Below are 20,026 nucleotides of genomic sequence, written 5' to 3'. Positions count from 1 at the left end.
AAGGCATTTCCATTACATCCTCTCGGGTACTGCGATGCCCAACAATGCCATGCCGGACTTGATGACCTTGGCCACGTTGGCGGACAAGGACAAGCGCAATTCTTTGACGGCGGCATTTTCTTCCTTAAGGATAGAATAGTCATGATAGAATTGGTTGAATTCCTTCACCAAATCATAGATATAGTTGGCAATATAGGCCGGGCTGTATTCGTCGCCCGCCTCCTTGACTGTCGTTGCATAGTCGGCAATAAGCTGTATTAATCCTTCTTCCTTTTCCGAGACGGGAGTATTCGCCGGCAAAGCGTCGGGAACCCGGATACCTTGCTCTTCTGCCTTACGGAGGACGGATCGGATCCGCGCATAGGTATATTGGATAAAGGAGGCGGTATTTCCGTTGAAATCTATGGATTCTTTCGGATTGAATGTCATATTCTTGCGGGCGTCTACCTTCAATATAAAGTACTTCAACGCTCCCAATCCGATCATTTCCACCGTACGGTCGGCTTCTTCCGGCGTCATCTCATCCAACTTGCCCAGTTCACTTGAAATTTCCCGTGCAGTAGCCACCATCTCATCCATCAGATCGTCCGCATCGACCACTGTACCTTCACGACTTTTCATCTTTCCTTCCGGTAATTCCACCATCCCGTAAGAGAAATGGACGAGCCCCTTGCCGAATGAAAAGCCCAATTTATCCAGAAGAATGGAGAGCACCTGGAAATGGTAATTCTGTTCGTTTCCGACGACATAAATCATCTTATCGATCGGATAATCATCGAAACGAAGTTTTGCCGTCCCGATATCCTGCGTCATATAGACGGAAGTCCCGTCACTGCGGAGTAATAATTTTTCGTCCAGCCCCTCTTTTGTCAAGTCAGCCCAGACGGAACCGTCTTCCCGACGGTAGAATACGCCTTTCTTCAGGCCTTCCAAGACGGCCTTCTTTCCCTCCAGATAAGTCTGGGATTCATAATAAATGCGATCGAAATTCACACCCAGACGCTTATAGGTTTCATCGAACCCAGCGTAAACCCAGCTGTTCATCTCCTTCCATAAAGAAACAACCTCCTCGTCTCCGGCTTCCCAACGGCGAAGCATCTCCCGCGCTTCCTGCATCAGGACGGATTGCGCTTCGGCAGCTTCCTTGGTCAGACCCTTTTCTTCCAATTCTTTCAGTTCCTTTTTGTAATACCGGTCGAAGAGGACATAGAAATCACCGACTAGATGATCACCCTTTTTACCCGTAGAGGCAGGCGTCGCACCATTGCCCCACTTCTTCCACGCCAGCATGGATTTGCAGATATGAATGCCCCGGTCATTGACTATATTCGTTTTGACTACCTTTTTCCCGCTCGCTTTCAGGATTTCCGACAAACTGTATCCCAACAGATTATTCCGGATATGGCCTAAATGAAGCGGCTTATTGGTGTTGGGAGATGAATATTCGACCATCACCAAGGGAGATTGTTCCGTCACCTCTACCCTTCCATAATCCGGTTGGGCATTGATCCCATTCAGTAATTCGATCCAGCAACTACCGGCAATCGTAAAATTAAGAAAGCCTTTAATCACATTGAAGGCCTCTACCGCAGGCTCTTCCCGTTGCAGGTATTCGCCGATTTCCTGTGCCGTCTGTTCCGGGGATTTCCTGGAGATGCGCAGCAAGGGAAAGACCACCAAGGTAAGGTGCCCTTTAAAATCTTTCTTTGTTTTCTGTAATGATATTTGTTCGTCTGCCACTTCGGTCCCGTACAGAGTCCCGATAGCCTTCTTTATTGCCTGTGCAAGTTGTTGCTCGATTGCCATATCTGATTCGCTCTAAATCCTTTCAATAAAATTCCCGGCAAAGGTAGGGGTTTTCATAGAAATAATCTAATTCCTCGAAAAGAAGATAGCGCCGCAAAAGATTATTCCTCTTCAAATTCGTATGTTTGTTTAGAAACTGTAACTTATCACATGGACTTGCGTCCATATATTGCGATGAATTTGTATACCGACAGTTACTACATACAAAGGATACAAGCGGGAGAGACAGACTGTTTTGCCTGTCTGCTCGATAAATACAGCCGCCAAGTGTATTCACTGGTCTATAGGATAGTGGAAAACCGGGAGGATGCAGAAGAATTGTCGCAAGATGTATTCATGAAAGCGTTCCGCTCGCTTTCTTCGTTCAAAGGAGAAAGCAGTTTCTCTACCTGGCTTTATAAGATTACATACAACACAGCCGTCTCGGCAACGAGAAAAAAGAAAACGGAGTGGCTGGCAATCGATGATTCCGCAATGGAAAATGTGCCGGAAGAATCAACCGACTCTTTTTTCGGGCAGGTAGATGAAAAAGAACAGTTAGACTATTTAAACAAGGCATTGGAGCAACTTCCGCCGGATGAGCGGGGCTTGATTACCCTGTTTTATATGAAAGAGAAATCAGTCGAAGAGATTGTTTCTATCACCGGATTATCAGCATCGAATGTGAAAACGAAGATGTACCGGATCCGTAAAAAATTATATGCATTGATGAAAGCGATGGAGGAATAAGGGATGAAAAGAAAAGAACAAGATCCACTGGAACGGTTATTCAAACAAATACCCGCAGCTCCCCTTCCGCCGGACTTCCGGGAGGTGATGATGGAGAAAATCCGGCGGGAAGCCCTGCGTATGCAAAAACGGAAGGAACGTTGGGGATTAATTGCAGTCATCCTGGCCTCTGTTTTCATGCTGACGCTGGCAACCCTCGGCTTTATCTACCTAAAAATTCCCCGAGTCGAAATCTCCCTGCCCCGCCCGGACTTACTCCCGTTTTATATCTACATCGGAGGACTGACCCTGGTTTTATTGGGTATGGATTATCTTCTTCGAAGGCATTATCAGCGAAAACAGCAGAAATAAAACAAAAAAGGCTGCTCCGGTGAAGGGGCAGCCTTTCTGATTCAGTATAAAAGACTAATTAATTGTTGTTACCGTCTAATTTTTCTTTCAATGCGGCAAGCTCTTCGATATCACCCAAGGTCGTCTTTTCGGCAGAGCCGGTGGTCAGAGCCGAGGTGGAAGTTTCTTCTTTCTTGACTGTCCGTTTAGAAGTTCTCTTTTCAGCCTCTTTGGCCTCCTTTTGCTCATCTTCGTGGATACGGCTATGGGAAAGAATGATCCGTTTTGCTTCCTTGTTGAATTCAATCACTTTGAATTGCAACTTTTCGTCCACTTGGGCTTGTGATCCGTCTTCTTTCACCAAATGTTTCGGAGTAGCAAAGCCTTCTACGCCATAGGGCAAAGAGATGACAGCACCCTTATCCATCATTTCGATGATCGTTCCTTCGTGAATCGATCCGACGGTAAAGATAGTTTCGAATACATCCCAGGGATTTTCTTCCAGTTGTTTGTGTCCTAAGCTCAAACGACGGTTTTCCTTGTCGATTTCCAGAACCTGTACATCGATATCGGCACCGATCTGGGTAAATTCGCTCGGATGTTTGATTTTCTTTGTCCAGGAAAGGTCGGAGATATGGATCAAACCGTCTACGCCTTCTTCGATTTCAACAAAGACTCCGAAGTTGGTGAAGTTGCGGACTTTTGCCGTATGCTTGGAACCGACAGGGAATCTCTCTTCGATATTTTCCCATGGATCCGGTTTCAATTGTTTGATACCTAATGACATTTTGCGTTCGTCACGGTCCAGGGTAAGGATAACGGCTTCCACCTCATCGCCTACCTTCATAAAGTCCTGTGCACTGCGCAAATGTTGTGTCCAACTCATTTCCGATACGTGGATCAGACCTTCTACACCCGGGGCAATTTCGATAAATGCACCGTAGTCAGCCATCACAACGACCTTGCCTTTCACCTTGTCACCTACTTTCAGGTTCGGATCCAAAGCATCCCAAGGATGGGGAGTCAATTGTTTCAAGCCAAGGGCGATCCGTTTCTTCTCATCGTCAAAATCAAGGATAACGACATTCACCTTTTCATCCAAATGAACGATTTCGTCCGGATGTGAAACACGTCCCCATGAAAGATCCGTGATATGGATCAAACCGTCTACACCTCCCAAATCGATGAAGACACCGTAAGAGGTAATGTTCTTGACTGTTCCTTCCAAAACCTGTCCTTTTTCCAGTTTGGAGATGATTTCTTTCTTCTGTTGTTCCAATTCGGCTTCAATCAATGCCTTATGCGAAACGACGACATTCTTGAACTCCTGGTTGATCTTCACGATCTTGAATTCCATCGTCTTGCCGACAAACACATCGTAATCGCGGATCGGTTTGACGTCGATCTGGGAACCCGGCAGGAATGCTTCGATTCCAAACACGTCGACGATCATACCGCCCTTCGTACGGCATTTGATATAACCTTTTACAATTTCGTCCTTTTCAAGCGCTTCGTTTACGCGATCCCAAGAACGGGTTGCACGCGCTTTCTTATGGGAGAGGATTAATTGTCCTTTTTTATCTTCCTGGCTTTCAATATAGACCTCGACCTGATCGCCAACTTTCAGGTCCGGATTGTAACGGAATTCAGACATCGGCACGACACCGTCTGATTTAAAACCGATATTTACTACTACCTCCCGTTTGTTCATAGCAGTAACGGTCCCTATAACGACTTCCTTATCCTTTACGGTATTCAGGGTTTCGTCATAAGTCTTTACCAAGTCTTCTGTGCTTACATCGCTGTAAGACTCACCTTTTTCAAAGGCGTCCCAATCGAAATTATCGACGGGAGCAATGTTTTTTAAATTTTCCATCCTTAAATTGTTAATACTCTGTTTTCTTTAACTAATAAATTAGACTTTATGTTGTTATCTCCCAAAAAGTGCGGCAAAGTTAATATTTTTTTCTTAAGTATCAACTAAATACCGGAGGATTTACAGCGATAGTCCGCTAAATATATTTTGGAGTTATCAGGGCGTATCAAAAGCCATCCGCTTTCAACTAAAAAAATGACAACTATGAATGAACACAGTCATAACTATGAATGACCACATTCATAACTATGATTGAATATATTCATAGTTATGAATTTATATAGGATGATTAACGCATAAAACTCTTTCTCTTTTGCGATCCATCTCATTTCATCAAGATAATCTATATCCCCATAAATAGGTATTTTACAGTTCCGTTTAAACAATTCCAACAAAATGACTATTTTTGAACAATAGAATAATGAATCTTTATAATAATAAATTATGGGAAAAATTGGTATTTTCTACGGCTCCTCCACTGGAAATACGGAGGAGGCGGCAAAACTTATTGGAGAAAAATTAGGTGTTCCTTCAGAGGATATACATGACATCTATAAATTGAAGGCCAGTCCGGCTGACTACGACGTATTATTACTCGGAAGCTCCTCCACCGGCTCGGGCGACTTGCAGGATGATTGGGAAACATTCCTGGAAACCCTGAAGGAAACCGACCTGAAAGGAAAAAAGATTGCCCTTTTCGGATTAGGCGACTCCTCGACTTTCAGCGACACTTTCCTTGGCGCCACAGGTAAAATCTATGATGCTTTGAAAGATTCGGGAGCAACCTTCATTGGGACAGGCGTTTCCACAGACGGTTATACGTTCGATGAATCCGAAGCGGTAGTAGACGGCGCCTTTGTAGGCCTCCCATTGGATGCAGATAATGAAAGCGATCTGACCGAAGGCCGGATCGATGCTTGGGTCGAAAAGTTGAAATCCGAACTATAAAATAAAATTTAAAGAGGAAAGGGCGCTTTTTAAGGCGCCCCTTTCTTTTTTCCGTATAGCAAATCTTGAATACTTCGCGATCTTCATCTCAATAGCAAGGATTGCTAAATTTGAAGTCCAAAACAATGCCACAAGCATATTTGCACAAAGGATGATTATAAAAAATATTGATTTTCTTCTTTTAGTCGCTTCCTCAAATATTGAATATCTATCTTATGTACATCATTCTTTGATTGAACAATTGCATGTTGAGCAGCCATACCTGCAGCTTCGCCTGTCACTAAACAAGGAGGCATAACCCTCAAGCTTCCAAAAGCTTCTTCATCCGTAGAGATACATCTTCCTGCAGTTAACACATTTTTCAATCCCTTTGGCGTTAAGCATCTATATGGAATTCCATGGGATTCTCCTTTTTTATAATGCGTAGATTTATGACCGGCTTTGTGTACATCAATATAATAACAATTACGCCCGATTTCATCATCAAAACTTTTCCTTTGTAACCAATCATCAACAGTAAAAATATAATCGCCTTCAATTCGACGACTGTCTCTAACGCCTAACAAGCTTCCGGTTTTGACAATAAAAGCTCCTCCAAAAGTTTTAGGTTGCAGATCTTTCATCGCATCAAGATATTGACCGGCAATTTGTCGACCTTTAATCATTGCCTCTGATACAGCCCAAGGATCCGTACTATCAACATTGACAAGATGTCCCGCATTGAATTGGACAACATCCGAACCAATCAAGTTATTACAAAAATGAGCATCAATCAAAGGATATTTACCGGATTTTACAGCCGAATGTATCGGACTATTTGCATTGCCTCCATGGAGTGTAGGCCCATTTATATAGTTATAGGTATCTACATTAGCAAAAGAAAAACACAAGGTAGAACTTTGAACCACTCCGTTCTCATCTCCTCTTTTAAAAGTCGCGCCCGCCCACGCAGCCAAATCTCCGTCTCCGGTCGCATCGATGTAAACTTTTGCCCTAAAGGCTGTCAATCCCGATTTATTAGCAATAATCAAAGCGTCTATTGTATCCTTAGTTTTCATTTCAACAGAAGCTAAACGTGAGAAAAAAAGGACTTTCGCTCCTGCCTGGGTAACCATGCAGTCATAAACGGTCATTAGATGTTCCGGATTTATACTCACCCAATCTAATCGATCTTTTCTTTCATGAGGTACACCTTTTTTCGACTCTACAAAAATTTTTTCGGCCAAACCTCTATAGATAATTTTTTCTCCATCTGAAAAAGGGCACCAAGCAGGTATCATACCTGCCGTTCCCATACCTCCTAATTGCCCCATTGCTTCAACAAGTAAGGTCTTTGCTCCTTCTCTTGCGGCAGATATTGCAGCAGTACAGCCGCTCGGGCCTCCACCTACAATAATTACATCCCATCCGTCTTCAACCTTAATTGTAGATTTTGGAAGAGCATATCCATGGCTCATGTTATTCGCAGAAAGGCCTGGCACTGTAGATGCCAATCCTAAGGCTCCCATATTTTTTATAAAATTTCTTCTTTTCATTAATAAGTTATTTATTCTATTTTTATTACAGTCCTAGGAGCTTTGAAAACATCCAAAGCCTCAGAATTGGGTTTGTATAAAGATTGATATGAAATCTCTTTACTTAAATCAGCTGCTATGATTGTCGTTTCTAATAAATCGGCAACGTTCCAAACTGTTGATACTTGTTTTCCGTCTATAGTAGTATAGAAAATTTCAACGCCTACTTCAGATGTACTGTTACTTCCACTCCATGTAATGGAAAGGGTCTTTGTTTCTTTATTTGCTACCACTTTATTTATCGAACGGTTCACTAAGGTTTGCTCATACTTTTCTCCATAAATATTTACCAATGTCTCATAGACTATGGAACGATGTCCTCTATTATCATATGAGTAAATTAGGAAGGTATAGTCACCTTCGGGGAAAGGACTATTTTCACCTAATGAAACATCTAAGGCACCTAACGGTTTATCAGCAGGGACAGAAACGATTAACGAATCTCCTTTATAATTCCAATACAAATGCAATGTTTTTACACGCGGATCGGATATCCAACATCTGATGATTGCACGCTCCTTCCCACTGAAGATATTCGTAGAATCTAATCTACCTATATAAGTTATTTCTCCGCCTTTCATAAAATCTTCATGAAGATCATTCATGCCGGTACATGCATATAAGAGAGAAATTAAAACAATCGATACTAAATATGCAATTCTTTTTATCATAATATATTATGTTTTAAGTTATTGAGGATTTCCCCATATAGTTATTTCATTAATGAATGCTGCACGGGTATTACCCCAAGTCGTATGAACAAGGAATTTAAGATAACGGTATTTGGACGCTTCGATCGGAACTTCGTATTCTTCTCCTGCTAACGCATAGGCTTCGTCTTCAGAAGTCAGGTTTCCTCCGGTTTCAATTCCGGACGGTCTTTTTGATTCACAGTCCATAATCTTTGTCCATCCTCCCCAATTATCCGGATCTGTCGTTTTGGAAGCGTCATTAGTTCCCCAAACCTCAAATGTCCTTAAATGGTGAAGTGAAAATAAGAAATCACGTCTTCCCCATAAACGGAAGCGGGATAATTTAGCGCTAACTCCCATATCAAACGCAAAGTATATTTCTTCTTCAGCAACATTCACATAAAATAAATTAGACGCAACATTATATATGTTATCCCACATCGCAGACATCTTGCCTCCCCCATAACTATGTAATTGGAACTTAGAGGAAAGCTTCAGCTCTTTAAAGTTCTTTTTATCTATTTCCGTTTCAAAAATAGGAGTTAACTCGGCATAAATCGTATCAGTGTAATTATCGTATGTATCTCTGAAATACATTGCGAATTTCGTAGGTTGGGAGTCCAGGCCTCTAATCGAACGATTAGCTGTAGCTTCCGATGAATAAACCGTTTCGACATGTTTATATTCTTTATTTTCATCCAATATCATTGCTTCAAAGACCAGATTTTCTTTAGATGGATTTTCCCAGTACAGCTTTACTCCTCCAAAAGCCTCTACGCATTTTAAAGTTTTAATTACATCATAAATAGGAGAATCTAAAGGTTCAATTTCAACATACAATGGGTCCGAATAATTTAGGCTTTTATCAACGGCATACAATGCAACCTTTGTTTTCCGCCCCATTCCAAATCCCTTTAATGTTATTGTATTGTTATATGCCGAACTGGATAGTCTTCTTGTACTTCCGTTAGGAGAAGTGTATACCGCAGTAATGCATAATAGATCATCTTCTTCCGGAAGATTATAGGTTAAAATTGATCCTCCCGGGATGTTTTCAACATGTACATTTGTTACATTCTGAGGTGCAGTATTATCTACGGGAAATTGTCCGGTGAATTCTTCCTTACATCCAGTAGTGATACATAATAATGCAATTAAAAATAAAATATAGTATTTCATAATTCTTTATTTATTAGTTCCAATATGGATTTTGTACAAGATTGATGTTTTTACGTAATTCACTTTCTCTGATCGGCCACAAATATAATTTTGTCGTATATACCGGTTGTTCAATTACGACTACTTTATAGTACTCTTCTGCAGTACTCTTGTCCACATTCCACCCTTGTTCCGGTTGATTATGATATACATATGCTTTTTTCCACCTGCGTAAATCCCAAAATCTCTTCCCTTCAAATGAAAGTTCGATCATTCTTTCCCGGTGAATTATTTCCCTCATACCTTCTTTTGTACTCGGTTTCTGAGGTAGAGTAGAATAATTCAACCAACTGTTAACAACCCCGTCTAAGCCAGCCCTTCTTCTTACCTTATCTACATATTCATAGACCTCAGCATTCGGGGCGTTCAAACTTTCATTTAATGTTTCGGCATATAGCAAGTATAAATCGGCCAACCTCATTATCGGAAATGTATTTCTTGTTGTGACTAAGGCACCTGTGGTAGTCGCAGCAGATTCGAAATTCGAAGTTTTTTTTGTGAAATATCCTGACCTGAAATAACGTATATCGCTTGTTTTCCCACTCATTTCTCCCTGTTTCATCTTTAAAATCCAAGAAGTTTCGCTTGTTGATCCCATTCCCACATCTTTGGTTCGCCCATTTCCATATAAGTAGTTGCAATCAAAACCTAAGGAGGCATAAAACCTCGGTTCTCTATAAGTATTCAGAAGAGGGACCGTCTGACCTTCCTGAATATAATATTTATGATCTGCGCCAATTTTAACTGTTTCATATCGATTACGATAGTCATATGTTACATCTTCTTCAATAGGAACTCCTTTATTTGAGTAATATAATTCGGACATCTTAAAAGATGCACAAATTGACGGATTTGGCCCACTCCCCAATTTATCCTCTGTCTTAAGATATGGAATTGTTCGCCCTTGCAATGAACCACTTGTATTTGTAGGATTACCCCAGATCAATTCCTTATTCCATTTTTCGGTTGCACAGCCTCGGATAGACATCGTTAACCTAGTTGTATCAGACATGGGATAACGGGTATCTGTAAATGTATATAGCTCAATTCCTGCACTTTCGCATAATTCAATCGCCTCTTTGCAAGCCTTAGCCGCCAGTTCCCATTTAGATGGGTCCTCAGTTGTGCTACACAAATTTATTCCTCTGTTATCAATCAAGGTTTTAAAATCGGGATTACCGTTAAACATCGGACTTGCCGCTAATGTCAGAGCCTCGGCTTTTAGCATGGCTGCTATCGGGCGTGTTATGCGTCCCATCTCAGATGCTATATTTGTTATATTTAGAGGCAAATCGGGCATCGCTTCTTCACATAACTGTACAACATACTTAATTCCATCTTCAAACGGTTCCCTGTAAACTTTCACTTCGTCAATACTGCTGCCAATTGGTAAGTTATCCTTTATCAAAGGAATGGGACCGTACATTCTTAATAGATAGAAATGATAAAAAGCTTTAAAGAATTTAACCTCAGCAATCCAAGACGCACGTTCTTCTTCAGAAAGATCCGGACCTACGTTATGTATATTTTCAAGAAATATATTACAATCCCGTAAGGCAATGAATAACCCACGACCATCATTTACCCCTTCCCAATAATTCATTAATGGGTTATTGGTATTTTGTTCTCCCTTCTTTATTCTATTACCATTGTAGTGAAAAGTACCGATATCCCAAGGGTCTTCAACGACGCCAAATTCATCACTAGCCAAAATTGAAGGATCTGCCTGCGGGTCGCCGATGCGTGGCATATATGAATAGATTGTTGCAAGAAAGCGTTCTGCGCTGACTTTGTCTGCAAATGCATGATCCATTGTCGCTACATTATCCGGGACAATGTCTAAATAATCCTGACAAGAGGAAAATAAGCAGACGGATAATGCTGATATTAATATATATTTTCTCATATTTTATTCTTCTTTAAAATGATAACTGAAGTCCTACATTAATTACTTTTTGAATCGGATACCCCATTCCATTTCCAGCCATTTCAGGATCCCATAGCTTAAATTTGCTAAATGTTAATAGATTGGTACCGCTACCGTAAATTCGTAAATTCGTAATGCCCAATTTTCGGATAACTTTACTGGGTATAGTATATCCAAATTCAAGAGACTTTAAGCGTAGAAAAGTTCCATCTCTCATAAACCATGTACTCGTCTGTGTATTATTAGCAATCTGTGTATCCGCTAATCGAGGCCATAGTGCATGTATATTCCTGTTATCCTCAGACCAATGGTTCTCTGCATACACCTTTAGTAAGGCATTTTTCGAATAGATGGCAGGATTATCATCTGTATCGATGAAAGGGTATGTCTTAACAGCGTCAATCCAAAATGATTCTCGGGCCAGCCCTTGGAAGAAAAATGAGAAATCAACTCCTTTATATCCGGTACTTAACCCAAATCCATAGATTATCTCCGGTGTTTGAGGGTACCCGATAGGTACTTTATCTAATTCTGTGATTTTATCATCTCCATTAATATCCCGGTATTTTATATCACCTCCCATAACAGTGCCTCCAAAATTTTGAACAGGAGAATTACTCACATCTTTTTCATCTACAAATAATCGTTCCGCAATATAACCATACTGCTGAGAGATACGCCTGCCTATTCTGGAAAGCCATGGCGTCGCAAAGTTATCAGGCTCTTCATAAACCGTATATTTTGCTGTTGCATAAGTGAAATTACCCCTTCCTGTAATCCAGAAGTCCTTGGTAAACGAATGATTTAAATCAGCCTGAATATCGATCCCGCTACCTTTTGCTTTTCCAATGTTAGCCTGTGGAGTTACTTGTAATCCCATTGTCGCCGGAATATCCGCACGAGTCATAAGTATGCTTGAACGGTGCTCTGTATAATAATCAATTAACAAATCCAGTTTCTCAAATAGAGACACTTCCAATCCCAAATTCATTTTCTTTGAAACTTCCCAACTGATTAAATCATTAGCATACCGGTTAATCGAGACGCCATTTACTGTATAATTAAAATTTTCTCCCCATGTGTATGCTCTTCCACTATTATTCACATTTACATCGGAGATATAGAAAAAGCGGTCGTTTTCATCACCAATGGCATCATTACCAACCAATCCATAGGTTGCCTTAAGCTTAAGCTTGGATAATATCTGACTAAGCCCTGTAGCTTTCCAATAAGGTTCATTAGAAACGATCCATCCTCCTCCGATTGATGGGAAAAAGCCAAATCGTTCCCTCTCCGAGAAACGTTCGGAACCGTTATAGCCGAAATTGAATTCACAAAAGTAGCGGTTATCATAGCTATATGTAAAACGTCCTGAAACACCAAGGTTCCTTTTAGGTAAGGATAGAATCAAAGAACCGGCATTACCGCTTTGGTAGTTACGCATATTATATACTAATAGTCCACTTATTGCATGAACGTCATTGAATGTATTATCGTAATTAACCGCGGCCTCAAAATAAGTCGTAGAATTGACTTCTTTACTATTTTCTTCATATTTCAGCCATTCCGATCCTGTGTCAGGGTTTAATGCATTTAATAGATAAGTATCATTAATTTTATCATAGATCGAGATCGAATAAAAATACGGATTGTAATATCTCCTTACATCATAAAATGAATACCTATTAGTACTGAATAACCCCCTTATATTCAAACCGGGTGTGATAAAATCCAATTTTTGTTTCAATTCGACTTGAGCAAGCATTAAGGACTTTGAATAGTCCTTGTAACCTTTAACCATATCTGCATATGGATTAATATATTGTCCTTGATCTATATTTCCAAATAAAGTATGCTTTCTATACGCATTGGCTGCGTCGGGAATATAATAAGCGGGAAAAGCGACTGGATCACTTCTCATTACTTTACTATAAAGATCACTACCACTATCTAAAGGGCCTCCATAATCATCGAATGTACCATGCAAACGAACAATAGCTTCTGTCGATTTTGTAACATTAATATTTACATTGGTTCGCAATAAATATTTTTTCAAATCGATATTGTTTTTACTGGCTCTTTCTGTTTTTAAAACGCCATTGTCTTGATTAAATGTTGCTGCTATATAATAACGCGCAACACTTCCACCGCCACTAAGATTAAAATTAAAACGATGATTAATAGCTTGATCTTTAAAAAGAATATCATACCAATCATTGGCAGGATATACCATCGGATTCATTCCTCTCATTGTGTTTTCTATTTTCTCTATAGAATAGGGAACATTCTGCATCGGATTTCTTGTCAATACTGCCTCATTATTTAATTTCATATAGGTAATCGGATCTGCCAATTCTATTTCCCGGGTAGGAGAAGATATTGACGTCTCATATCTGAATGAAATAGTGGCTTTCCCTTCTTTTCCTTCCTTTGTTGTTACCATAATTACTCCATTTGCACCTCTTGCACCGTATAGTGCTGTCGCTGCAGCATCTTTCATTATTGAGAAACTCGCAATATCATCAGGTTGTAATCGGGCTAAATCAGTAGAAGTCATTTCGACCCCATCAATCAGAATCAGAGGACCTCTGGCATAAGTAAAAGACGTGACCCCACGAACAAAAAAACTTGCATCATCCTCACCCGGTTCGCCACTACGTTGATAAGCAACCAAACCTGCAATTCTTCCCGCTAAAGAATTTGTCAGGTTTGAAGAAGGAATTTTTAATTCAGAGGGTTTTACCGTTGATATGGAAGCTATGACGCTTTCTTTTTTTTGCGTCGCAAACGCAACGACAGCAACCTCGTCCAGCTCATTAGGCTTTTCTCTTAGATGTACTTCAAGCTTTGTTTTTCCTTTAGTGTCTATTGTTTGGCTCTCCATTCCAATATAAGAAAACACTAATCTGTCCCCCGGATCGATCTCTATAGAGAAACTGCCATCGATGTCGGTCATGACTCCTCTTGGGCTACCCTCCACCAAAACAGTAACTCCAGCCAAGGGAACTCCAATATTGTCAACAACCTTACCGGAAATTGTGGTTCCTTTTTGCACCACTGAAGGGAATGCAGGAGAGCAAAAGAGCATTCCGACGAAGAGAAAGAGAATTTTTAGAAAAATAGATAAAGTTACCTGGTTTGTTTCCATAAACCATTTGTTTTTCATCATAGCTTTAAAGATTTAAATTTAACAAATTCAGTTTAAAATCATAGAAATGAGAGATCACTCATCCAAATCTCCAAAATCGGATAAGTTCAATCATAGTTTTTTCAAGGAAGGGTTATTTCCCCATAAAATAAATCCGCGGGTTTTCATGAATTTTTCTCTTCGATCTACGGTAGGATATTCATTGTTGCCAAGAAGAAATAACTTTGTACAAAAAAATAAATCATTTAATTCACACATAATAATAGTATTTAGTTAAACAATAAGATAATCAATCAATTAGATCAATGGTTTCCCGCACATACTCCTCTATAATCAAAACTTGTCATAGTCGACTAATTATGACGTCATAAACAACTTCGGTTAACAATAATGCAAAATAATTCATGCTTTATAAATCTTCTTCTCAACAAGAAGGGGGTGCAGATATTTAAATATTCATAGCTACTATCGAATGCCATTATTTTCACCCGGCAAATAATAAGACGAACCGCCGGGTGAAAGATTCGGCATTCAAATGATTTCTAAACAAAAAAAGTCTCTTTTCTAAATTTTTTTCTCAATTACTGTATTACAGTAGAATAGAGATTGTAGGATATAGAAATGGCAGAACATTTTATAGAACCTGTTCTATACCATGGAATAAAAAAGGAATAGAAAACTTTCTTTTAAAAAAAAGATGTAAATATTTGTTCGCAATTAAATTCTTTTCTATTTTTACGCCTGTTTTGCAAGCAATATTGACATGCACCCCCTTCTTGTTGAGAAGAGGGATTTTTTATCATAATCCTATCTTGCTATGTTAATTCCCCTTATCTAAGTTACACAAATAGATTGAGGACATCTGTTTTATTGTTAGCCTGTTGGAATTGATAAATTGTTTGATCGATTCACTTCCGTCAACCGATAGTCGGAAGAAGTATTACAACACACTTATTTTCAATAAAGAGCACGCCAGGGCAAACATTTATCCGTTTGATCGGCGGAGTATTCTCATTCCGTCGTGTTGGAAGCTCCAGCTTTGCCTATCCTTAACAAAGGATAATCATTGCGAGGCGGGAGCCTCGCTTTTATCACCGAGTAAAATTTATGATGCTTTGAAAGATTCGGGAACAACCTTCATTGGAACAGTCATTTACACAAAAAGCAGCTAACAGAAAGGATATAGTATTCAATGGATAATTTTCATAAAAACTTTGTCTATATTATAGAATATTCTATATTTGCAAACAAATTGTTTGTTATGGTAAAGAAGAGGCGAATATATGCGTTCAACTATCTATCAAGATTTATATTCTTGTTGATAACTCCTGTGTTTTTTCAATACTTCGCTCTTGGATTTATTTGGCATTCAATATACTGGGGTGTAATCACTTTAGTGCTATTAATATGGGTATTCTTTATCCTCTCCTCGTTATTGATTGGTCGTGTTGGTTGTGGCTGGTTTTGTTTTATGGGTACTACTTATGATTGCGTGAGTACATTTCATTCAAGAAAAACAAAATGGCGTGAACCTATTTTATGGTTACGTCTATTACTTTCTTTTAGTTTTATTACATCTGCTTTTACATTTTATTTTTTCAACTTAAAACAAGGAATAACACACGATTTTGAGGTAAAGCCGTTTTTCTTAAAGGTTAATTTTGATGACCATTATAAACTGGTTTGGGTAATAGATGTTCTTACAGCCAGCATTCTTGCATTGATAACAAACAAACGATGGGGATGCAAAAATATGTGTGTCGTAGGATTTTTATGTTCATTAACTGCTCGGTATTCACGTTTACTCCCAGTCGTTGATACAAATAAATGTATTCATTGTGGACACTGTGAAAATGAATGCTTGACGGGAATACCAATCACAGAGTATATCAAAAATAATAGCGGTCTTGTAACCAATCCAGAATGTGTGATGTGTGGCAAATGTTCCAGTGTATGTAAATCTTATGCTATTGAATATAAATTTGTTTGGAATAGGAAAAGATATGTTACAAATCATCAAAAATTACAGACATATGAAAACTAAAATTTTAATCTTATTTGTAATTTTTCTATCCATTGCAAATGCTACTGTGCAGGATATAAAATCATACAGCTTTAACGCAGATATTTATAGTGAGATATTAAAAAGCAATGTCAGTTATACGATTTATTTAGCGCAAGGTTATTCTTCTTCAGATAAGAATTTCCCGGTTTTATACTTACTGCATGGATGTGAAAATAATATGGGATGGATAGATAAAGGTAGAATAAACAGAATTGCCGATGAAATGATTAGCCATGGCAGTATTTCTCCTATGATACTTATCATTCCAGAAGATGCAAAAAGAAGTTGGTATATTTAATGGATTGGAAGATAATTATGAAGATTTCTTTATTAACGAATTCATTCCCTATCGCAATGAGTGATAAAAAAATTAATCATTATATGATTATGAGACATGGAGAGCACAACTGGTATTATTGGATTCCTGCCCTTCCTAAATTACTGAAATTCGTATCATCAAATATCATAAACATAAAATAAAATCTAAACTAACATATATGGAAGAGAGAAAAATAAACGAAATAGAGAGTTGGGAATTAATCTCAATGATGGTGAAAAATGCCCGAACTAATTTGAGGGCTAAAATAAATAGTAACATTCTTCTTGTATGGGGATATACAGTAGTCATAGTTTCTTTGCCTGTATGGATATTAAAAAAATGGACTATGCTCCCGTACACCTCTTTACTTTGGCTACTTATTCCTGTCATATGTATTCCTGTCACAAAATACCTATCCTCTCAAGACAAGGTGAACGTTAAATCTTATTTAGATAAAACGATAGACTACATTACTATTTTGAATGTGTTGGTGTGTAGTACAATTGCCCTGTCTGCAATTTGGACTAAAATGCCCATATTATTTATTGAAGGCATTCTATTTAGTATGTGGATAATTATCATAGGGCTATTAACCAGATACAAACCTGTAATTTATGGAGGAACAGCAGGAATAATTCTTTCGTTTGGTTTATTATTTATTTATCCGGAAATAAATCAAATCTTAGTTTTTGCACTAATACCTATCTTCTCTATTATTATTCCAGGGCATTTATTCAAGAAAAATATACCATCAGATGTTTAAAGAGTTAGATCCCATACTACACTCTGAATTACGATTAGGAATAATGTCGATTCTAATATCGATTCAGGAATCTGATTTTGTGTATATTATGGAACAAACGAAATCCACAGGTGGTAATTTGGGCGCACAAATAATAAAGTTGCAAAAGGCAGGATATATAGAGGTAATAAAATCATTTAAGGCTAATAGACCTTGTACTACTTGCAAAATTACTTCTAAAGGGATAAAAGCTTTTGATAAATATGTAGAGGCTCTTAAAACATATATCGAGAAGTAATGGAAAGCAATATTACAACACACTTATTTTCAACAAAGAGCACGCAAAGTCTATTGTTTGTGTAAAAGAGTTTGCCCTGTTCACCGTACTCGTTTTTTTATTATACCATGGTGGGCCTGCAGACACACCTTGGTAGGCCTGGTGGCCCATCATGGTGAACCACCAGGCCTACCAAGTTTGAAAATAGAATTGCCACAGTTAAAAGCGGGAAAAGGTACTGCGGTGGCAACGTTTTGCCTATGCCCTCGTAGGAAAAAGGATCTGCTCCTTCATTTGTTTCCTTTTTTACTTGCGAAACATCAATTAAAAATACATAACTTTACAAACACCAATTGGAAAAGTAGAATTGTTGAAATCGATTAAAATCAATAGATTATGAAACAAATCCTTTGTTTGGGCGCTTGCCTCTTACTACCCATTTTCGCCTCTTTCGGACAACGGAACCACGTTGTCAGTGTCCTCGAGATTGTAGATGTTACCAATGGGCGGCGTACGGTAGTAAAAGAGTTTCCTTTCCTGATCGAGGCCCCCAACTGGACTCCCGACGGGAAATGGCTTATATATAACAGCGAAGGGAAGCTCTATAAAATAGCGTCCGAATCCCCGGCGGAACCGGTCGGGATTTATACCGGCTTTGCAACGAACTGCAACAACGACCATGTACTCACATTCGACGGGAAACAAATTGCAATCAGCCACGGAACAAAAGAAGATCGTAAATCACGCATTTACACTCTCCCCTTCGAAGGCGGCACGCCGAGATTAATCACCCCGATGGCGCCCAGTTATCTGCACGGGTGGAGCCCGGATAATAAATACTTAGCCTATTGTGCCGACCGTAAAGGGAATTATGACATATACATCATTCCGGCGGAGGGGGGAGAAGAAATCCGGCTGACTGAAGCCGAAGGTCTGGATGATGGTCCCGAATACTCCCCAGACGGTAAATACATCTGGTTCAATTCCGTGAGAACCGGCCTAATGCAAATCTGGCGCATGAAAGCCGATGGTTCGGAACAAACACAGATGACCTTTGACGAAACCCGTAATTCCTGGTTTCCCCATGTCTCGCCAGACGGAAAACTCGTAATTTTTATCACTTACTATAAAGGAGATCTTGAACCCGGCGAACACCTGGCTAACAAAAATGTGGAACTCCGTCTTATATCAACCCAAGGGGGAGAACCTAAAACAATGGCCAAACTCTTCGGCGGGCAAGGGACGATAAACGTTAACTCATGGGCACCCGATAGTAAACGACTGGCTTTCGTAAGCTATCGCCTTACTAATTAATTCCGGCAGATTTACATTCTATATGATATTCTCTCCTAAGTTGAATGCAAAAAATGGTAGCGTCATAGGATTAACCTACAAATACGATATATAACAAAGAGAATTATGAAAAAATACATAACTTTGCAAACGTCAATCAAACAAGTATAATTTAGGTAAAAATGACAGATATCAAAAAAGAAACCGGAACAGACAAAGTGAAGAAAGGCCTCGCCGAAATGCTTAAAGGGGGCGTTATTATGGATGTTGTAAATCCCGAGCAAGCAAAAATTGCCGAAGAAGCGGGTGCCGTTGCCGTAATGGCATTGGAACGGGTTCCTTCGGATATTCGGGCGCAAGGCGGAGTAGCACGCATGTCCGATCCGGAAATGATTATAGGCATTCAGAAAGCGGTATCCATTCCTGTAATGGCCAAAGCGCGTATCGGACATATCATAGAAGCTCGCGTCTTGGAAGCATTGGATATCGATTTCATTGATGAAAGCGAAGTATTAACACCTGCCGATGATGTTTACCATATCCTGAAATCGGATTTCAAGGTTCCCTTTGTTTGCGGAGCACGCAATTTAGGTGAAGCGCTGCGTCGTATTGGTGAAGGTGCCGCCATGATACGGACCAAAGGTGAAGCGGGGACAGGCGATGTTGTCGAAGCCGTCCGTCATATCCGCCAGGTAAACGAAGATATACAACGCGTTTTGGGAGCTACACCAATGGAATTAATGACAATCGCAAAGGAATTAGGCGCTCCTTACGAATTAGTTTTACAGGTGAAAGAATTAGGCCGGTTACCGGTGGTTAACTTTGCGGCCGGAGGGATTGCTACCCCGGCAGATGCCGCACTGATGATGGAATTGGGCTGCGATGGCGTATTCGTCGGCTCGGGTATCTTCAAATCGGATAATCCGGCGAAACGGGCCAAGGCGATCGTTGAAGCCGTCGCTCATTATAAAGATGCCAAACTGATTGCCGAAGTATCCAAAGGCTTAGGTGAAGCTATGCGGGGACAAAGTGTCGCCCAATTGGAAGATAAAGATAAAATGGCAGGCCGCGGTTGGTAAACA

16 protein-coding genes are annotated in these 20,026 nt (G+C 39.7%); 9 read left to right on the top strand and 7 right to left on the bottom strand.

Translation table 11 applies throughout. The features are described 5' to 3' along the window. Positions 1-12: 12 nt before the first annotated feature. On the bottom strand, positions 13-1,806 hold the full coding sequence (argS, locus tag BQ8014_RS03535; RefSeq protein WP_080903156.1) for an arginine--tRNA ligase: 1,794 nt from the start codon (positions 1,804-1,806) through the stop codon (positions 13-15). Positions 1,807-1,980: 174 nt separating this feature from the next. On the opposite strand from argS, the gene BQ8014_RS03530 reads away from it, so the two are divergent. Further along, positions 1,981-2,535 (top strand): RNA polymerase sigma factor, encoded by a 555-nt coding sequence (locus BQ8014_RS03530; protein WP_080905791.1) that lies wholly within the window; start codon positions 1,981-1,983, stop codon positions 2,533-2,535. A gap of 3 nt (positions 2,536-2,538) precedes the next feature. Beyond that, positions 2,539-2,886 carry a hypothetical protein gene (locus BQ8014_RS03525; RefSeq protein WP_080903155.1) on the top strand — a complete coding sequence of 116 codons (348 nt, stop codon included), beginning with the start codon at positions 2,539-2,541 and terminating at the stop codon, positions 2,884-2,886. 58 nt (positions 2,887-2,944) lie between these two features. Here the strand turns inward: BQ8014_RS03525 and rpsA are convergent, their stop codons facing one another. Continuing rightward, positions 2,945-4,741, bottom strand: a complete 1,797-nt coding sequence (rpsA, locus tag BQ8014_RS03520) for a 30S ribosomal protein S1 (RefSeq protein ID WP_080903154.1) — start codon at positions 4,739-4,741, stop codon at positions 2,945-2,947. Positions 4,742-5,185: 444 nt separating this feature from the next. On the opposite strand from rpsA, the gene fldA reads away from it, so the two are divergent. Further along, positions 5,186-5,689: a flavodoxin FldA gene (gene fldA, locus BQ8014_RS03515; protein WP_080903153.1), complete on the top strand. Its 504-nt coding sequence runs from the start codon at positions 5,186-5,188 to the stop codon at positions 5,687-5,689. 155 nt (positions 5,690-5,844) lie between these two features. On the opposite strand, the gene BQ8014_RS03510 is transcribed toward fldA, so the two are convergent. Genes BQ8014_RS03510 through BQ8014_RS03490 form a run of 5 tightly spaced genes read right to left on the bottom strand, consistent with a single transcriptional unit; the run spans position 5,845 to position 14,188 of the window. Further along, positions 5,845-7,224: an FAD-dependent oxidoreductase gene (locus tag BQ8014_RS03510; RefSeq protein WP_080903152.1), complete on the bottom strand. Its 1,380-nt coding sequence runs from the start codon at positions 7,222-7,224 to the stop codon at positions 5,845-5,847. Positions 7,225-7,235: 11 nt separating this feature from the next. Beyond that, the gene (locus BQ8014_RS03505) at positions 7,236-7,934 is read right to left on the bottom strand and encodes a DUF4998 domain-containing protein (RefSeq protein ID WP_080903151.1); all 699 of its coding nucleotides are present in this window, start codon (positions 7,932-7,934) and stop codon (positions 7,236-7,238) included. A gap of 18 nt (positions 7,935-7,952) precedes the next feature. Continuing rightward, positions 7,953-9,134, bottom strand: coding sequence for a DUF5000 domain-containing lipoprotein (locus tag BQ8014_RS03500; protein WP_080903150.1), 1,182 nt, complete (start codon positions 9,132-9,134; stop codon positions 7,953-7,955). Between the two features lie 13 nt (positions 9,135-9,147). After that, a complete protein-coding gene (locus BQ8014_RS03495; protein ID WP_080903149.1) occupies positions 9,148-11,079 on the bottom strand; it encodes a RagB/SusD family nutrient uptake outer membrane protein in 1,932 nt (643 codons plus the stop codon). 13 nt (positions 11,080-11,092) lie between these two features. Then, positions 11,093-14,188, bottom strand: a complete 3,096-nt coding sequence (locus BQ8014_RS03490; RefSeq protein ID WP_369808822.1) for a SusC/RagA family TonB-linked outer membrane protein — start codon at positions 14,186-14,188, stop codon at positions 11,093-11,095. A gap of 1,321 nt (positions 14,189-15,509) precedes the next feature. Here BQ8014_RS03490 and BQ8014_RS03485 point away from each other — a divergent pair. From BQ8014_RS03485 to pdxS, 6 genes are all read left to right on the top strand, one after another. Then, positions 15,510-16,292: a 4Fe-4S binding protein gene (locus BQ8014_RS03485; protein WP_160150024.1), complete on the top strand. Its 783-nt coding sequence runs from the start codon at positions 15,510-15,512 to the stop codon at positions 16,290-16,292. Next, on the top strand, positions 16,282-16,611 hold the full coding sequence (locus tag BQ8014_RS03480; protein WP_160150023.1) for an alpha/beta hydrolase-fold protein: 330 nt from the start codon (positions 16,282-16,284) through the stop codon (positions 16,609-16,611). The genes BQ8014_RS03485 and BQ8014_RS03480 overlap by 11 nt, the downstream gene beginning before the upstream one ends. Before the next feature lie 199 nt (positions 16,612-16,810). Beyond that, the gene (locus tag BQ8014_RS03470) at positions 16,811-17,395 is read left to right on the top strand and encodes a hypothetical protein (protein ID WP_080903145.1); all 585 of its coding nucleotides are present in this window, start codon (positions 16,811-16,813) and stop codon (positions 17,393-17,395) included. Next, positions 17,388-17,672, top strand: a complete 285-nt coding sequence (locus BQ8014_RS03465) for a winged helix-turn-helix domain-containing protein (protein WP_080903144.1) — start codon at positions 17,388-17,390, stop codon at positions 17,670-17,672. The genes BQ8014_RS03470 and BQ8014_RS03465 overlap by 8 nt, the downstream gene beginning before the upstream one ends. A gap of 375 nt (positions 17,673-18,047) precedes the next feature. Then, the gene (locus tag BQ8014_RS03455) at positions 18,048-18,965 is read left to right on the top strand and encodes a TolB family protein (protein WP_080903142.1); all 918 of its coding nucleotides are present in this window, start codon (positions 18,048-18,050) and stop codon (positions 18,963-18,965) included. Between the two features lie 161 nt (positions 18,966-19,126). Then, positions 19,127-20,023, top strand: coding sequence for a pyridoxal 5'-phosphate synthase lyase subunit PdxS (gene pdxS / locus BQ8014_RS03450; protein ID WP_080903141.1), 897 nt, complete (start codon positions 19,127-19,129; stop codon positions 20,021-20,023). The last annotated feature ends 3 nt before the right edge of the window (positions 20,024-20,026 follow it).

The organism is Parabacteroides sp. Marseille-P3160, assembly GCF_900162725.1.
Classification (GTDB): Bacteria; Bacteroidota; Bacteroidia; order Bacteroidales; family Tannerellaceae; genus Marseille-P3160.
The sequence above is the reverse complement of the archived record's forward strand: the minus strand, read 5'-3'. Positions and strand labels throughout refer to the sequence as shown.

What these genes read in the sequence shown, in the direction of transcription:
- BQ8014_RS03470 (WP_080903145.1), top strand. Translation starts at nt 16,811, where the DNA reads ATGGAAGAGAGAAAAATAAACGAAATAGAGAGTTGGGAATTAATCTCA.
- BQ8014_RS03530 (WP_080905791.1), top strand. Translation starts at nt 1,981, where the DNA reads ATGAATTTGTATACCGACAGTTACTACATACAAAGGATACAAGCGGGA.
- rpsA (WP_080903154.1), bottom strand. Translation starts at nt 4,741, where the DNA reads ATGGAAAATTTAAAAAACATTGCTCCCGTCGATAATTTCGATTGGGAC.
- BQ8014_RS03455 (WP_080903142.1), top strand. Translation starts at nt 18,048, where the DNA reads ATGAAACAAATCCTTTGTTTGGGCGCTTGCCTCTTACTACCCATTTTC.
- BQ8014_RS03505 (WP_080903151.1), bottom strand. Translation starts at nt 7,934, where the DNA reads ATGATAAAAAGAATTGCATATTTAGTATCGATTGTTTTAATTTCTCTC.
- BQ8014_RS03500 (WP_080903150.1), bottom strand. Translation starts at nt 9,134, where the DNA reads ATGAAATACTATATTTTATTTTTAATTGCATTATTATGTATCACTACT.
- BQ8014_RS03490 (WP_369808822.1), bottom strand. Translation starts at nt 14,188, where the DNA reads ATGCTCTTTTGCTCTCCTGCATTCCCTTCAGTGGTGCAAAAAGGAACC.
- BQ8014_RS03510 (WP_080903152.1), bottom strand. Translation starts at nt 7,224, where the DNA reads ATGAAAAGAAGAAATTTTATAAAAAATATGGGAGCCTTAGGATTGGCA.
- BQ8014_RS03465 (WP_080903144.1), top strand. Translation starts at nt 17,388, where the DNA reads ATGTTTAAAGAGTTAGATCCCATACTACACTCTGAATTACGATTAGGA.
- pdxS (WP_080903141.1), top strand. Translation starts at nt 19,127, where the DNA reads ATGACAGATATCAAAAAAGAAACCGGAACAGACAAAGTGAAGAAAGGC.
- BQ8014_RS03485 (WP_160150024.1), top strand. Translation starts at nt 15,510, where the DNA reads ATGGTAAAGAAGAGGCGAATATATGCGTTCAACTATCTATCAAGATTT.
- BQ8014_RS03480 (WP_160150023.1), top strand. Translation starts at nt 16,282, where the DNA reads ATGAAAACTAAAATTTTAATCTTATTTGTAATTTTTCTATCCATTGCA.
- fldA (WP_080903153.1), top strand. Translation starts at nt 5,186, where the DNA reads ATGGGAAAAATTGGTATTTTCTACGGCTCCTCCACTGGAAATACGGAG.
- BQ8014_RS03525 (WP_080903155.1), top strand. Translation starts at nt 2,539, where the DNA reads ATGAAAAGAAAAGAACAAGATCCACTGGAACGGTTATTCAAACAAATA.
- BQ8014_RS03495 (WP_080903149.1), bottom strand. Translation starts at nt 11,079, where the DNA reads ATGAGAAAATATATATTAATATCAGCATTATCCGTCTGCTTATTTTCC.
- argS (WP_080903156.1), bottom strand. Translation starts at nt 1,806, where the DNA reads ATGGCAATCGAGCAACAACTTGCACAGGCAATAAAGAAGGCTATCGGG.